Source organism: Tullyiplasma multilocale ATCC 49900 (genome assembly GCF_000483165.1).
GTDB classification, from domain to species: domain Bacteria; phylum Bacillota_I; class Bacilli_A; order Mycoplasmatales; family Mycoplasmataceae; genus Tullyiplasma; species Tullyiplasma multilocale.
The window spans coordinates 120,071-136,023 of record NZ_AXXW01000005.1; the positions used below are offsets into that span (position 1 = coordinate 120,071).

Sequence of the window (15,953 nt, forward strand, 5' to 3'; positions counted from 1 at the left end):
TTATCTCCTTCAAAGTCATTAGTATAATTTTACTATTTTTAATTATAAAAACAAAGAAAAAATAGACCTAAGTCTACTTTTCTTCAATATTAACGTTTTCTTCTAATTCGACCAATTTTATGAGCTCTTAACCCTTCGCTGGCACGAACTTTGTTTTCTTCTAAAGTTTCAATAACTTCTTCAATGATTTCTACTTGATGTTCTTTTTCTTCAAGTGGGATATCAGAACTTATAACTTCCTCTAAATTGTTTTTTGTGTTATCGATTAAGTCATCTAATCTTTCGACTGTCGCTTTTTCTCTTGGTGACATATTAGGGTTTAATTTCCTATTATTATGTTTGAAGAAGAATTGGGCAGCTTTTCCTCAGAAAGTATTTTCATTATCTCTTTCAGCAGTTAGATTTACTAATCATTTTTTACGTCTGTAGATTGAGTAACCAAGTCCAGCTTTTATCAATTCAGCTGTATTTACAATAACAAAGATATAAACAATGTCTAAACTAAATAAACCAGCATCACCGATTACATCTTTGTTACATAAAACTAAGAATAGGTATAAAGGAATTTGGACACATCAATTAAATAATGAGTCCATTGCAAGTGCTCATCACACTTGACCCCCTGCTCTTAAAATTGAATATGCAGTATTGGCAATCATTAATCCTGTATAAGTCAATCCATACATTAATAACATTCAACGAGCGATTCTATGTGCTTCTGGTGTTATATGTCAAATGCTTGGTAAAACCCCTGATAAAGCCACTAATGACAATCCGAATACCAGTCCAATAATAATCGCTAAACCATACAAGTGTTTCGCATTGTATTCAGCTTGTTTAAGGTTGTTAGCCCCCAATTGGTTACCAACAAGAGCAGTAACCCCAGCATTCATACCATGATATAGTGGAGAGAATATAGCCATAGTAACTGTAGCGTAAATTGCATTAGCAGTTAAAGCTTCAACTGAATAAGTTCCCCTCATTTTTACCATTACAACAGCTCCGAAAGCAAATGCTAGTTCATTAATTAAAATAGGCATAGCTTTTTTAGATGTGTTGGCAATAATACGTTTTTGAACCCTGAATGATTGGGTTGTTGGGATAAACTCGAATCTTTTAATAGAAAGCAAGGTTACAATGAATATTGTTTGAAGTGATCTTGCAATAACTGTAGCGATCGCTGAACCTCTAACTCCTAAGTTTGGAGCTGCGGATCCTAAAATAACTGCATCAGTTAATAATAAGTTTCCTAAAACATTAAATGTTAAAGCAATCAATGACATTCAGAATGAGTATAATGGACGTCCAGTTTCTCTCAATGATGTAATTGCTACTTGGTTAATTGTTAGTAATAAGTATGAAGGAGCAATAATTTGGTAGTAGTGTTCCCCTTCTTGAGTTGAAAGAATTGACACTTCATTTTGAATTGCATTGAAAACTCTTGTAACTTGTTCTTTAGTTGAATTTTCAGTTAATTGTCCTATTTCGGCGAAAACATCAGAAATTGATTCATTCCCGTAATGTGGGTTTGTAGTAAATGAAATTAATGGTCTAGTTAATCCTGGAATGGCAAAGATCGCAAAGAATAAAGTAATGGTAAATACTACATAAATTTTAATAGATGTAATTTGTCTTAATTTATTATAGTCTCCAGCTCCATAGTATTGAGAAGAATAAACCCCGGCTCCATAACAGAAACCAGATACCATGGCGAACATAATAACGTACATTTGGTTAGATGCTGTGATACCATTTACAGCAATTTGTCCAGAAGTATAAAGTTGTCCAGATTCACCAACAGCATAATTCCCAAGTCCGAATCCATTTAAAAAATCACTACCAAGTTGATTTCAACCAGAAAGCTTAATATTATTTAAAAAATCCTCAAAACCATTAACTTGTTTATTAGATAAGTTGTTAACAAACATACTATCGACAATGTCAGTTGAAGCCATAATAATCTCTTGGAAAATAGATCATAAAATAATCCCCAGTGCAGCTGCATATCATGCACGACTGGCGAAGAATTTATTCTTTTTGTCCGCTCTTGTAACTGTTTCCATTTTATCCCCTTCATTTTAAATCTAGATTGATTTTATACCTTTTAAAAATAAAAAAAAGTACTGAATGAACAGTACTTGATTTATTTTTAAATGGTCGGAATAATTGGACTTGAACCAACGACCTCTCCGTTATCAGCGGAGTGCTCTAACCAGCTGAGCTATATTCCGAATAACAAGAAGATTTTATTGTTTTTAGAATTAAATTGCAATAGAAAAAATAAATTTTTTTAAAAAATTAAATAAAAAAACAGCGGGAGCTGTTTTTCCTTGTTCAAATAACTACTTTTTGCTAATTTCAAGCATTTTGAAATCACCGTTTTTTTCGCTTCTTTCATATTTGAATATATATACATCTATTTCGTTTTTATCATTTGTATATTCAACGATTAAGGTTTGCCCTTTTATCGCAACTTTATCAAACTTATTTAAATCTTTAAAGGTGAATTTAAATTTAGAATTGTCAGTGAATTCTTTTATAAATTGTTCAGAGTAATCTTTTGCTTTATCTAAATTGTTATAGATTTTAGAAATTAATTTGCCATACAATGATAAATTATCAATGGTTTCACCATTTTTTTCATTTATTGGTTTCAAGAATTTATTTACTAAAACTTCTCAAATAGAGTCTGGAATTATTTTGCCATTTATAAATCCCAAAATTATATCTATATCTTGGGGCTTGTTTAAAATTTGTGAGATAGCGTTCCCAGTATTTTTATTACCCTCCGCATCAGTATATGTGTTTTCAAAAATTTTATTAACTAATAAATTTATATCTTTGAAGTGAATTGAAGAATACTCCACATCTTTAAGTTTAATCATTTCATCAACACCAAGATCCGCTGCTAATTGATCAATTATTTGTCCAACACTCATTTCAGTATAATGAGAACCAATCGGAACTTCTTTGCCAATCATCTTATCTAATGGCGTATCTAAAATAGTAATTAAGTTAAGAGGTTTGTTTGAACCAAAGATACTATCAATTGAATCTACAGTCTCTTTAGAAATCATTCCAATCAGAGATTTTAAATCACCACTGTATAAAAATGTAAATAGGTCTTCGATGAGTGGTAGGTTACCAATAATACCTATAGCGAGTTTGCCAATGCCGGTTGTATCGTTTTTAAATAAATCCTCAAGCATTATGTTTATTGAAGTAATTGGTTCTCCAGTATTCAAAGAGTGGTTAATATCAAACAATACAGTCCCTATATGGGAACTAATCACGCTTGTAAAATCATCAGAACTCACAACATCACTTAGGTCCATACCTAGTTTTGTTTTCAATAACTCTTCAACTGTTATGTAAAGGTTTCCTAAAATATCCGGAACTCCTTGTGAAGAAAGCATCCCACTAAAAATTATTGGAGCAAAATTACTAATCATAAACATCAAAAAGTTTGTGTTCTCAGGACCCTCAAATGATTCACCCTTAAACTCCTCGCCAATTGGTAACAAGATGTTAATTAATTTTTGTATTCTATACCCTTTAGGGTCTCTTTCTTTATCGGCACTTCCTAAATAATATTTCAATGTCCCAATTATATATTCGAGGTTTAATCCGCCTTTTTTGAATATTGAAGTTATTTCTTCATTTCTTCCGAAGAACTCATCTCTCATATATTCGGTATTTGTTTTTTTATTTGAGAATAAATGATTTGCATCAATTGGTTGAATAATATCTTTTGTTTCATCAAACAGTGAAATTTTGTATTGCAACAGTGTAACTGTTCTTATGATATGTTTTGATATATTTAAAACATTTTCTGTATCATTTAAATCAATATTTGTACTGTCCGCTTCAGGTTTTTGCATAAGATCCATCAATAACTTCATGATTTTCCCAGTTAATACATTCGGATCTAAAGAATTACTTGTATTAAATTCAATAGGCTCACTGCCTGGCTTTGTTATTGCAAAAATTGTGTTAATAAGCGAAACCAAGAGTGCACTATCAATTTGCCCAACCTTTACAGCTTCTGTATCTTTCAGGACTTCTTCTCAGCCATCATCAACTAATTCTTGAGCTGGTCTATCCTCAAAGTATTTAATCACATCAATCTCGTCTATTGTTTTGTTAATTGTTGATTTTATCTCAGGATTATTAGACATGAAATCAATCACTTTACCCATAGCTTCTTTTGTGTTTTCATCTAGTAAGTTTATATTTCCTGAAAGTCCAGGTATCATGCTATTTAATATATCAGTTGTTAAAGTTGGCAAAATAACCATCACACTTTTCAACATTCCCGAAAACTGTTTTGAGGGAATACCTAAAATAGACTCACCCATTATGTTTTCAATAGCTCCAGAGCCATCACCAAGAGAGCCACTCAAGTCTACCCCTTCAATTTCAGTATCACTTAAATTTAGTGCCTCACCGAAATAATTTTTATTAAGCATGCTTAAATCCGAATTAGATTCAACATTATAATCATTAGCGTCAAGTTCTATACCCATACCCTTAAATGTATCGAAGGCATTTAATTCACCTAAATAATTATTTAAAGAGCTTAAATCATATTTATTTTGATCTGCCATAATGATTTGCTTTGCAATACTAGCTGCTGAACCTTCAAGGTTATTTTGTGAATTGCTAAATTTCATTTTATCGTTATCTGCCTTTGCAGTATCAGAACAAGCCACTACCATGGCAGCTGATGAAGCGGTAATTGAGATCGCTCCTAAAATCGTTAATAATTTTTTCATATATCCTTCTTTCTAATATCTTTAAAAGACATTAGGACTAACAGCATATGATTAATAAGACTTATGCATACGCGCTAATCCTTATAAATTAATATTCTATTTTTTTGATATATCAGTTATTTTGAAAATTTCAAATTTTGTTTCTCTCTCATATTTAATTGTATACTTAGTTTCTTTTTTTGATTTAGCATCTATATAATTAGCAACTAGTGTTTGAGATTTTATAGCATTTGTTTTAGCAAAATTTTGGACTTGACTAAATTCAAATCTATACATATCTTCGCTTTCAAAAAGTTCTACAAATTCATCTTTATAGTTTGTTGGTTGATCCACTTTCTTGTAAACCTTTGCAATTCCAGTTATTAATTCTTTAAGTAAATCTGGAGATGGTAAATTCTCATTGTGTTTGGGCATGAAAAATTTGTTAACTAAAAATTCCCACACTGATCCTTCGATAGCACCTTCTTTTGAAACACCTAGAATTTCTGCTACATTTGGTAAGTCTTCAAGGATTTTAGAAATTAAATTCTTTTCACCTTCTTTACCAATTATCATTCGCACAAGTTCTTTAATATCTTCAAATCTAATTCCATAGTTTTCCAATTGTTTCAATGTTTGATTTTCATCCACAGAAAAATCACTTGTTATATCTTTTATAAGCTCTGTGAATCCCAAAGTTGTATAGTAGTTAGCAATTGGAAGTTTTTTACCGATGAACTTATTGATTGGAGTTGTTGCCAATGTTTGTAAATTTAGAGGTTTGTCACCAAATCACTCTTCGACTTTTTCTCGTCCATTTGGAATTAAATCGATTAATGTATCAAAAAGATTTACCCCTGCAATTTCGATATTCATGTCATTTTTAAGGTCACCTTTGTAGATTACATTATAAGGATCCTTAATTATTTTAGGCAGTATATTGAAAACAATTCCACCCATAAATCAAAATCCAGCTTTAAGCATGCTTTCAACTTGTGTGATTTTTCCACCATTCCCCAATGAGAAGAATATACTTGGTATCAAGCCATAAACATTACTTGGAGTCAGAACTTTCTGTAATTTTTCTTCGGTAATTATCCCCGCTACCATTGATGGTAATTGGTCCTTAATTTTGTCATAAATCATAGATACAAACTCTGGAGTTACATATTTTTCAATGATTGGCAATAACATATCTGCCACGGCACCACCATTTCCTTTTTCAGAAGTAACCGCACTAATGTTTTTAGGTTCTACAAAAACCGGGAACATGATGTTGATGAATTTTTGTAATTTGTATCCATTAGGATCTCCCTCACCAATATTACCTAAATAGTATTTTATAGAAGATAACAAGTACTTAATGTTTAAGTTTCCATTTTCAAACTTATCAGCAACCTTAACTTCTGTTGCTGTCTCAAATACCTGGTTTACATATTCGTTGTTTGTTTGCTTATCTGAAAATAAGTGTTTACTATCTTTTGGTTCAATCACTTTCCCATCATCAAATAATGAAAGTTTTAATTGTAGTAATTGCACCATTCTAATAATCTCGGTTGCGATATCAACAATTTTTTCAGCATTCTCTGTTAATGAATATTCTTTAATAATAACTTGATTGCTTTGAACCTCTTTATTAACTATTAAGTCTAAGACCTGACCAAAACCCTTTCCAAGGTTTTGTGATATTGAAGCATCATCATTATAATCGAAAGCTTTGAATTTTTCATAATTCATTATTTTTCCAATACTATTAACTAACGCTGAGTACATTGCTGTATCAATGTTTTTAACCGATAATTCTCCAAGATATTTTGTAACATCCATCCCATCAATAGTTTCTTCAATCGTTTGTGTTACTTTTGGGTTTTTTAAAATTAGTTCTATAGCTAAAGATATCACATCAACTGGAATTCCAGCAATGTCTTTTAACTCTGGTATTTGAACAACAGAACCAAGTGACCCCAATAATGTTGTAAGCATTTGAGTTGATAGCGTTGGAGCAATGCTCATAACCATAGTTAAAGTGTTTGATATTTTATCTCCATCAATTCCCAAAATTTCTTCTGGCAACATTTCAGATATCGCACCCTTGCCATTCCCTAGTCTTCCATTAACTTTTAAATTATCAGATAGAGTTGCATCATTTAGACTTACTCCCGTCCCAAAATATCTATTAGTTAATTCTCCAACCACTGAACCTTGTTCCAGACCTCTATCATTTTGTTCAAAATCAATTCCTAGGTTTTTTAAAGTTTGTTCAGCAGATTTTCCATCCAATGTATTATTAATTGCACCAAGACTGAAATTATTTTGATCAGCCATGATTATTTGTTTTGTCAATATGGCAGCAGATCCTTGTAAATTATTTAGTGAATTGTTAAATTCACGATTATCTTGTTCTTCGTTTGTTGTAGTTTTATTACTACATGCTACAACAGTAGCAGCTGAAGAAGCTGATAATGAAATTGCACCTAAAAGTGCTAACATTTTTCTCATAATATATCTCTCTTTTCTTTTTTAAATACTAAAAAATATAAGACTTACTTTAGTCTTAAAAAAGAAATTGAGTTGGTGGTGTTTGTTCCTTTTTGGAACTTATTAGTTGTTTTGTTTCAATCGATGTAATTTTATTAACAATTTCATCATTTGCTTTAGCGATTGTTAAAAATACTCCGTGTAAGAAAGAGATAAGATTTTTTAAAGTTCTACGGAATGATTCAATAGTTAATTTAATGAATCTAATGCGTTTAAAACTTCACTTAGTAAATCCAGTGAAATCATATTTAATAACAGTTTTTTTGCTTGCAGCATAAGCAAAAGATGCTAAAAACACAAAGAATATCATCAATAATGATGTTCCTGTTAATCCCAAGTGAATGATGTAAAGTTCATATAAAGAAGTATTATTATATTCTAAGAAATTCACAACATTTCACGGAACATTACCCATACCATCAATCATTCTAACAGATAGAAAAAGTTGTACTCCAAGTTGTAATAAGAAAACAGCAATACCCACTGTAGATACCTTATCAATTTTTATATAAGCTGATGTTTTGTAATTATTGCGTTTAATTTTAGAGAAAGACTCTAAAACGTATTTAAGGATTGAGAACGAGTATGCTAAAGATACGAAGAAAAGTGTGACACTTATAAAAATCATGTATTTAAAATCGCGGAAATCCATAAGCATAGGAAAAAAAGCTAACAGAGCAATTACCCCAATAACAATTAAATATAAACTAGATATTCCTTTGATATATTTCTTTTCCATAATTTATTCCTTTTACTTATTCTACTATTTTAAATACAAAAAGGTAGAATATTTTAAGTTTTTAACTTTACCTTTTTAAGTCCTTAATAATGAAATGCCTATAAATAAAAAATAAAAAACACACTATGAAAGTGTGTTAATTATTAAACTTCTTTTGTAATTTCAACTAATTTGAATACCGCAAATTTAGTTTCGCGTTCATATTTAAATGTGTAATTTTGCACTTGTCCATTTTCATCTGTATAAGCAGTTTTTAATGTTTGTCCTTTAATAGCTACATCATCAAATTTTACAGGATTGCTGAAATTAAATTCAAATGCATTATCATTATCAAATAGCTCAACAAAATCGTCTTTAAAATCAGTTGGTTGATCTATTTTTTTATAGATTCTCGCAACCGCAGTTAATAACTCCTTCAATAAATCAGGTGAAGGTAGTTCAGAATTATGGTTAGGTTGGAAGAATTTATTTACCAACAATTCTCAGACAGAACCAGATTGTGCAACACCATCTTTAATTCCTAAGTGTTCTACTAGATTAGGTAAATCTTCTAATATTTTAGATATTAGATTTTTCTCACCATTTTCACCAATAATTACTTTAACTAAACTTAGAATATCTGTAAATCTTATTGAATAGTTTTCTAGTTTGGCATAAGTAGCATTTTCATCAATATCAAAATCTTTAGAAATGTCATTTATAAGTTCTGTAATACTCAATGAAGTGTAGTAACTAGCAATAGAAGGTTTTGATCCTATAAATTTATCTAGTGGTGTATTTGCCAATGTAATTAAATTTAATGGTTTATCCCCAAAAATTTCATCCACTTTTTCTTTTCCATTAGGTATTAGACCAATAATCGTTTCATACAAGTCAATTCCCAATCCAAGGGCACTAATTCCGATATAAGATTCTTTCTTAAAGTCTCCACTATAAATACTTTCAAATGTATTTTTAATCAATTTCGGCATTGTTCCTCAAGCTAAATCAAGAACAAAACCTAGACCTGTGATAGATTTAGCAAATGGTTTTAATGTTGGAGCTTCTCCACCATTACCAAGAGCATAAACGAAACTCCCAATCAACGTTAATAAGTTATCTCCAGTGATTGTCTTTTTAAAGTTAGCTTCAGATATTAAAGATTTAGCAGCATCTGGTAATAGACCATATATTAAATTAATAACAGTCTCTCCACCACTATCTATAACAGAATATAATAATCCTCCAATAGCATTCATGATTCCAGATGTATGGAAGTCCATTGTTTTTAAATCACCGATGTTTTTAGGTTTAACAGTTAATGGTATTAAAATGTTTATAAATTTTTGTAATCCATATCCTTTAGGATCAGCTTTTTCACTATCTGAAATATTTCCCAAATAGTATTTTATTGAAGAAAGTAAGTATTTGAAGTTTATATTACCAGAAGAGAATTCAGTTCCAATAGTAGCGCTGTCATCTTCAACTTTAAAAACCTTAGAGATGTAATCAGTATTTTTTAAATCTTTAGAAAATAAGTTTTCCCTTGTTTTAGGTGTTTCACCCTCTTTATAGACTTCTTTAGAATCGTCAAATAGAGATAATTTAAATTGGAATAAAGTTATAGCTCTCATGAATTGTGCTAATATTGCAGAATAATAATCAATATCGTCAACTAGTGAAAAATTCTCAATAACAGAATTAACTTCAGAATTACTTGCTTCATCACCACCATTTAAGATGCCACTAAGGATTCCACCAAGTGATGCCATCGCATTAGTTTCAATATCATCATTTGTAGCATAATCTAAAGGTTCATAATCAGGATTCATAATCATTGTAATCCCATTTGTTAATGCAATTGTCAAGGCACTATCGATGTTTTTGATTGACACATCAGCAGCATATTCTAAAATATCCATTTCTGTTATTATCTTTTCAAGTTTTTCTAAAACTTTGTCGTTCTTTAGCATTAATTCCAATGCCAAACTTATTATTTCAGTAGGAATTCCAGCAATATCTTTTAATTCGGGTAGATCAATAATTGACCCAAGTGCACCCAATAAAGTATTTAACATTCCAGTAGATATAGTAGGAATAATAGTCATTATCATAGATAACATTTGAGATAACTCATCACCAGACATCCCTAAAACATCATCAGGAAGAATTTGTGATATTGAACCCTTACCATTACCTAATTTACCATCTAAATTAATCCCATTAACATTAACTTCTTCAAGATCAATTCCTGAACCAAAATATCTATTTGTTAAATCTTCTAAAATAGCTCCTTCTTCTAAACCACGATCATTAGATTCAAAAGTCATCCCCATTTGTTCTAAAACACTTTGGGCTGATTTACCACTTAAAGTATTATTAATTGAATTTAAACTGAAACCATTTTGGTCAGCAATAATCATTTGTTTTGCTAAAGCAGCAGCAGACCCTTGTAAGTTATTTTGTGAATTATTAAATTCTCTTTGATCAGTTTCTTGACTTGTTTCATTTGAACAAGCAACAACAGTTGCAGCTGATGATGCAGTAAGAGCAACGGCTCCTAATAATGCCAACATTTTTTTCATAATAAATCCCCTTCATTAATAACATTCTTTCTATAATTATATATTGAATAAACAATTAAAACATAAATTGATAGTCTAAAAATGATACAAATCAACATTGGAAATCTTTTTATTGAAATAAAAAAATCAACCCGAAGGTTGAAGTTTTGTTTGATTAACGTTTTGAGAACTGAGGTGCTCTACGTGCTCCACGTAATCCGTATTTTTTACGTTCTTTGATACGTGCATCACGAGTTAATAATCCAGCTGCTCTTAAAGATTTTCTGTAGTCTTCACTTGCTTCTAATAAAGCTCTAGCAATCCCTAAACGAGTTGCTCCAGCTTGACCAGTGAATCCTCCACCTTTAACTGTAACTGTAATATCGAAATCAGTTTTTGTTCCTGTTGCTTCTAATGGTTGTTCTAGATCTTGAACTAATGTTGCGTATGGAAAGAACTCTAAAGCTGCTTGCCCGTTTACTGTGATTGACCCTTTACCAGGTGTTAAGATAACTTGAGCTACTGAAGATTTTCTTCTTCCAGTTCCTCTATAAATAACTTTTGTGTTTGCCATTATTTAGTTTCTCCTTTTTTAGTATTAATTGTTAATACTTCTGGTTTTTGAGCTGCGTAAGGGTGGTTTTCCCCTACGAAAACGTGTAAGGCACGGAATTGGTTTCCACCTTGTACGTTTTTCGGTAACATTAATTTAATTGATCTTTCAAGAATTTTTCTTGCGTCTAATTCTCTTTGAACTGCAACAGTTCTTCTTCTCAATCCACCTGGGTGCATTGAGTGGTGGTAGTAGTTTTTGTCTGATTCTTTTTTACCAGTGAAAACTACTTTCTCTGCGTTAATAATAATAACGTGATCTCCGTTATTGATGTGAGGAGTGAAAGAAGGTTTATGTTTCCCTCTTAATACCATAGCTACTTGTGTAGATAGTCTCCCTACTGTTTGTCCAGCAGCATCAACGATAAATCATTTTTTATCGATGTCTTTTGCTGAAATAAGTGTTGTTTGGTTCATGTGCTTTTTTCTCCTTATGACCTGTCCGGGGTTAAAGTGTAGTAAGCGTTATTATTATAATTAATTATTAGTCATATATCAACAACTTAGCAATAAAAAAAGTGGCTTAGCCACCTTTTTATAAGTCCCCGTCTTTTAAAGCATGAACTGCATTAAGTTTTCTAATTGAATTGAATCCAACAGCAATTGTAATTGCGTAAATTCCTACAATAGAAGCCAATACAGCAAATGGTAAGAAGATTGGGAATGCCAAAGGTAATACCAGTGATCCCACTGTATAAAGCATCCTAATAATTGAACTAAATGCTCAGAATCCGAATCCGAATCCAGTTACAAATGTAACGGCAATTACAATAAAGTACATACCTAATACATTTTTAACAATATAAGGATCACTGTATCCCAACACTTTCAATGTTGCGATAAAACGTTTATTATCGTTAATTACCAGTGATGTAGTCAATAGAATAATTACGAATGTAATTACAATTAACAATGTGATAACCATTATTAATAACATCATTATAACTTCTGACATTTGAGCTAAGATAGCTTGTGAAATTGCAATTGGCACAATATTGGCCATTGCCCCTTCACCAGCTCCATCATAAATACGATCATCAGTTACAGATCCATTCATAGCCAATGGACTGTAATCCCCGTATTTTTGACTAATAGCAATCAATGATTTTAAATCCCCTACATCATCTTTATTAGAATATTTGTAGTTAAAAATTGGATTTGCATTTTTAAATATTTGTAAGATATTTTTAGCTGCAACAGCAACTTCAGTATCTTTACCATTTACATAATTATTAATAAATTCATCATATGTTATATCATTTAAATTTTTTGGTAAATACATTGAAGTTTGTTCACCATTTAATTCAAACTCTTTATATACATCATTATTAAATTCGTTTGCTCATTGTTTTCTAAATTGGTTATTTCACAAGTATGCTTCAACTTTGTCATAACTCAGAATCTTTTGAGCACTCTCTTCTTTAATTCAAGCTTGTGCTGTTCCATATCCTTCATGAACTCCAACAATTGTGAATTTTGTTGGAGTTTTTTTAGTTCCCACTGTTGTTTCACCTTTTAATGAAGATCCATATAATGCTCCAGGTGTTGATCCATCAATTGATGAACCACTGAATGCTAATTTTTTACCTTGATTATTTGTAACAGAAGCTGATGTCGGTTTAAGTTGTGAAAACTGTGTAAATTTAGAATCTTTAGCAACGTTTCTTACAGTTCCAGCATCTCAACTATCCAACTCCATTGCAGTTGGCTCGCTAGTTGTTAAATCTTGTAATTCGTTTTGTAGAACTTCCAAATCAACAACATCACCGATACCAATATCCATTTTCTTAGCAATTGTTTCATTGATGATTATTGCATTTTCAGCATTTTCCATTTCATATAATCTGCTATTTAGGATTTGGTGGTTTCCAGCTTCAGTTAGTTCAATAAAGTCAGTATTATTTTCAATACCGTAAATATTGAATCCGAAGTTAGAATTCATATCCTTAACATTTATTTTAGTTCCTATTTGTTCTTGTTTACTATCATAAGCGATTACACCAAATGATTGATTATAAGTTTGTTCTCCGTAGTACCCTTCTTTGATGTATTGTTTTACAAAGTAAGGTGATCTTGAGTAACCAGCTTGAATAATCGCTTGATCAGATCTAAAACTGAATAGTGCAGCATATCAATTTAAATAGTAAGGAATTTTTTCTTTAATTTCCTCTGCAGAAAGTGTTGATGCTGATTTCATTGAGAATTCATCAACTTCATTTTGATTAGTATTTCAATCATTGTCAATAATTCTAAATTGACCAAGTGCTTTATTTTCACCATCACTAAATTGGAAAGGTTTATATTCATTTACCCTCAATGCTGATAAGTATTCATTGAATCCCTCTTCATTTTTAATGAAGTCTTCATAAGCTTTATTAGCAAATTTTGAATCAGAGTTGAATGACTCTATTTTCTCTTTATGAGTATTTTTCATAGGATCTATATCTTCACCATAATAAGTGTTTGTAATAGATAGACCAATTGAATTTACATACTTAGTATAGAATTGTTGCAATATTTTAAATTGGAAACGATAAATATCATCTTCAGTCGGATTATTAATACCGGGCACTGAATTAGATTTTAAAATTTTAGCCAACTCTACTATATCGGGTCATTGTTGACCTAGGATTTTTCACCCAAATGCATCTCCAGGCATTCCGATGTCGGCTAGATATCTAAAGTAGGCATCTGTAATAACAACATTGTAACCATTAAGCATTTTTAAGTTACTTAACATCATTTCAATAGATGTCATTTCTCCATCACCAGCTGCTGAATTCAACAGCATTGAATAGTACTCATTCTTCATAGTCCCATTATAATAATCTTTGATAATGTAATCCATATCATAATTACCATTTTCATCTAGAGGTAAACCCGTAACAGATTTCATTACATCAGAATAATTATATACATCATTTATACCAACCTCTTTATTTCAAGCTTCAACATCACCGTTGTAAGTTTTTAAGAAAGTATATGGGTTATTATAAGTTGGTTCAGCATACTCAACCACTTGTTTATATTTAATTCCCTTGTATGATGCAGTTTTATTCCTTGTAAGAATGTCAGGAGCCGCAAATGCAACAGTTAAACTGACTGTAGCTAGTAATACAACTAAACCAACACCAAACATTTTTCCAGATGCATCAACAAATAAGGCTGTTCTCATTTTTGATCTGAATGAATCTCTGATGTTCATTTTTTTGATCATCATACCAAATTTAGAAATCTTTTTACCCTTGTTTGCTTGAATTAAATCAAGAGCAGAATCCTTTAAAATTGCATATGCAATTCAGAATGAAATCCCTGTCAAAATAATTCACATCAATAGAACAGCCATTCCAAATCCGAAAATATCAAATGTTCATTCTTGGAAATCCATTGAGAAGTAAGATGAGAAAATACTAATTAACTCTATTTGAACTGATTGAGCAATTAAGAATCCCAATATTCCCCCAACAATTGCTGTAAAGAATGGTGTCATAACATAACCCAGAACAAGTTTACGTTTTCTGTATCCAAGTGCTTTCATAGTCCCGATTTGACCACGAGTTTTTTCAATTTGTTTGCGAGTAATTAAACCCATTGTATATAAACAAACAACCAACACGATTACGGCAATAACTGTAGCGGCGATATTGTACATTAAAAGAGTTTTTTCAATGGATTGAGTTCTCCCGCTGTATCTATATGCAGAATCTGTACCTGCATATATAAAAACGTTGTCTGTATTCTGTTTACCAATTAATTGTTTAAATCTACTATTCATTTCATCAATCATAGATGAAGTTAATTTAATATCTTTTTTAGTCTTGATTGAATAGAAAGATTCTAATTCATTATTTGATGAAACAACTAAATCAGCACTAGAAGCATCATATAAATAAAGGCCTTTGCGACTATTCTCATCTTTTTTCAAACCAAAAGTTTCAGGACTTACATAAATTAATCCTTCTCTTGTTTTATTTGGTAAAGGCGAAGATGCATTGATAATCGGCATCATAAAGTCAGCTGAGTTTCCATAACCAACTACTTGGTATCAATTATAGTTTCTATATGCTGTCTGATATAAACCATTTTCCTTATTCAAACCTTCTTCAGTCATTTTTTGAATATCGGCATATTGAATATCAGATGTGTTGTCATTTTTCTTAGAATTAACAAACATTTCGTTTCCCAATGTGTCTTTTTGTAAACGAATAATTGATCCAATTTCAATATTATTTTCCTTAGCAAATGTTGGATCTAATACAACATCACGAGATGTTTCAATATCTCTTCCTTTACTAATCACTAATTGATCGACAGGGGTATTCCCTTTTGTTGTAAATTTAGCAATTGCTTTCAAAGTCATCTCTTGATTGTTGTTGAATACTTGTGTAAATTCACGAGCTTCAGTTCTTGATCAATCAAATTGCAAGTCACTACTTTCGTTAAAGTATTGTTCTTGTAAATTGTAGACTCAGTGTTGTTGCGCCTCAACGACGTTTGTGGGCACATTAGTATTTCCAGAATCTCCAGTTGTAACGTTTTCAAACGGGTCTAATTGTAAAACAATATTATGCTGGTTTGAATTAGCTATTAATTTGTCGTGGTTCTCGATAACTCTTGTAGAAATAGCTGTTGTAATTGAAATAATCAAAGCTAAAAGTGTAACTAACATTGTTAGTCCAAATAATTGTGCTTTATTATTAAAAGTATTTCTAAATGAGTTTTTCAAGATAAGTCTTCAACTTGAATTTTTCATTTTTTTCCTCCTTA

The 15,953-nt window shown here is 30.9% G+C and carries 8 protein-coding genes and 1 tRNA gene; all 9 read right to left on the minus strand.

Features of this window, described 5'->3' with window-relative positions:
- Positions 1-89 precede the first annotated feature (89 nt).
- Complete coding sequence (locus G319_RS08810) at positions 90-2,063, minus strand: MATE family efflux transporter (protein ID WP_051350832.1); 1,974 nt, start codon at positions 2,061-2,063, stop codon at positions 90-92.
- A gap of 91 nt (positions 2,064-2,154) precedes the next feature.
- Positions 2,155-2,231: transfer RNA gene (locus G319_RS0100600), tRNA-Ile, on the minus strand.
- 111 nt (positions 2,232-2,342) lie between these two features.
- A complete protein-coding gene (locus G319_RS08815; RefSeq protein WP_026389207.1) occupies positions 2,343-4,775 on the minus strand; it encodes an MOLPALP family lipoprotein in 2,433 nt (810 codons plus the stop codon).
- A 96-nt stretch (positions 4,776-4,871) separates the two neighbouring features.
- On the minus strand, positions 4,872-7,253 hold the full coding sequence (locus G319_RS08820) for an MOLPALP family lipoprotein (protein ID WP_026389208.1): 2,382 nt from the start codon (positions 7,251-7,253) through the stop codon (positions 4,872-4,874).
- Between the two features lie 55 nt (positions 7,254-7,308).
- Positions 7,309-8,031: a hypothetical protein gene (locus tag G319_RS08825; protein ID WP_026389209.1), complete on the minus strand. Its 723-nt coding sequence runs from the start codon at positions 8,029-8,031 to the stop codon at positions 7,309-7,311.
- A gap of 143 nt (positions 8,032-8,174) precedes the next feature.
- Positions 8,175-10,595: an MOLPALP family lipoprotein gene (locus G319_RS0100620; RefSeq protein ID WP_026389210.1), complete on the minus strand. Its 2,421-nt coding sequence runs from the start codon at positions 10,593-10,595 to the stop codon at positions 8,175-8,177.
- Between the two features lie 154 nt (positions 10,596-10,749).
- Positions 10,750-11,148 carry a 30S ribosomal protein S9 gene (rpsI, locus tag G319_RS0100625; protein ID WP_026389211.1) on the minus strand — a complete coding sequence of 133 codons (399 nt, stop codon included), beginning with the start codon at positions 11,146-11,148 and terminating at the stop codon, positions 10,750-10,752.
- Positions 11,148-11,603 carry a 50S ribosomal protein L13 gene (gene rplM / locus G319_RS0100630; RefSeq protein WP_026389212.1) on the minus strand — a complete coding sequence of 152 codons (456 nt, stop codon included), beginning with the start codon at positions 11,601-11,603 and terminating at the stop codon, positions 11,148-11,150. Before rplM ends, rpsI begins: the two co-directional genes overlap by 1 nt.
- Before the next feature lie 118 nt (positions 11,604-11,721).
- Positions 11,722-15,939, minus strand: a complete 4,218-nt coding sequence (locus tag G319_RS08830) for an ABC transporter permease (protein WP_026389213.1) — start codon at positions 15,937-15,939, stop codon at positions 11,722-11,724.
- Between the last annotated feature and the right edge of the window lie 14 nt (positions 15,940-15,953).